Raw genomic sequence first — 1,702 nt, forward strand, 5'->3', positions numbered from 1 at the left:
CTCCAACTCGAGGACATACACCCTCCAGTGTGCCCCCAGAGCCCCGGGAACCGCGACGGATTCGATCACCCGCTACGAAAATCAAGGCAGAGCCTGATTCCTTACACAGCCAATCTAGAGTCTCGATCAAACCCGGAACGGTTCAAACCTCATCTGTTGCCGGTTTGTTCTGGTCCGTGGGGCCCGGCCTTGGCAACGGGCAGGCTCAGAGTGTATCTGGGTTGGTGGCTGGTCGCGCTTTCAGGAAAAGGAAGGCGGTGGCATTTGTGCAGCGCTCGCCCAACACCCGCTTACAGACACTCATGCACTCGGCTGGATTGAGCCACGCGCAACTTGCGCGTGCGCTGCGGGCGGTAGCAGCCGAACAGGGCCTTGCGGTCGCCTTTGACCGCAGCACCATATGTCGCTGGCTGGACGGCACACAGCCCCGGCCACCCGCCCCCACCCTGCTACTGGAGTGCCTCTCCCGCAGGTTGGGAAGACTCGTCACCCCACACGAAGCAGGCCTGAGCCACTCTCCCGACACCGTCGTGGACTTGTCGTGGCAGGCCGACCCTGTACACAAACTCACCCGACTCACCCAAGCCGAGCTTAACTCGGGCCATCCGGCGTTCGACCTGTGTGGGATCAGCATCGCCGCCCTGACCGTCCCCGACGAGATTACGCTCACCTGTCAGCCAGACGCCCGGCCCAAGTCGGCTACCCGGACCTTCTCCCCGTCGACCGACGCTGAGCACATCCGTGGCATGAGTGTGCTGTTCTACAACGCGGCCCAGCAGTATGGCGGCGCCTTGGTGCGAACCCCGCTGGCCGCTTATCTCACTCACTATCTCCCCGGCCTGCATACCCGTGCCCGTACCCAGGTCCACAGTGATCTGCTGCCTGCCGCTGCCCAACTGACCTTGTTGCTCGGAACAGTGTCTGCCGACAGTGGACACGACCGACCTGCCCAGCACTACTACCAGGCGGCAACCCAGCTGGCCGCCGACGCTGGCGATTCCGCCACCCTTGCCATCGTCCTGCGCAGCATGGCTACCCACGCCCACAACCTGGGCCACCACGGTCCCGCCGTGCTGAACCTAGCCGAACGAGCCGTCGCGCATGCCAGATATGCTCCGCCCGCCATCCAGGCCTACACCCAAGCGCAGCTCGCAGTCGTCCAAGCCCACCATGACCGCCATGCCGCTCTGATTGCCCTGACCCGCGCAGAATCCCTGTACTCCCAGACCGACACCGCGCCCGGCCCGTTCACCGCCTATCCGGCCGGCGCCCTCCACTACCAACGCGCCCAGACCTTCGCCCTCCTCGGCGACCTGAACCACGCTCTGAAATCCCTCAGCACTTCATTGCGCCTGCGCACCCCCACTGAATACCGCGCCAGCATCCTCACCCACGCCCACCTAGCTGAGACTTTGCTGAGCCTTGGTCACCTGGACCAAGCCATCAGCCACTGGCAAGCATTCCTCGCTGGCTACCCCAACCTCCACTCCGCTCACACCGCTCGCCACCTTCGCAGCCTCAAAGAGAAACTCCGCCCCCACCAGCGCTATCCTGCCGCCCGCCAAGTCCTCGGCCAGGCCGCACCTCTGGCCAAAGGTGAAGTCAATACCGTTGCGTTTGGATCTTGAGGTGCTTGTCAAGGGGGTGCGGGAACGAGGCAACGGGACTCCTGGTAGATCAACTTGTTGCGAAGCGAGTCGAT

General features: G+C 63.8%; 1 protein-coding gene. It reads left to right on the forward strand.

The features are described from left to right. Positions 1-536 precede the first annotated feature (536 nt). Positions 537-1,628: a hypothetical protein gene (locus ACZ7NC_RS45505; RefSeq protein WP_471498342.1), complete on the forward strand. Its 1,092-nt coding sequence runs from the start codon at positions 537-539 to the stop codon at positions 1,626-1,628. Positions 1,629-1,702: the final 74 nt, after the last annotated feature.

The organism is Streptomyces sp. NPDC111802, from assembly GCF_055634335.1.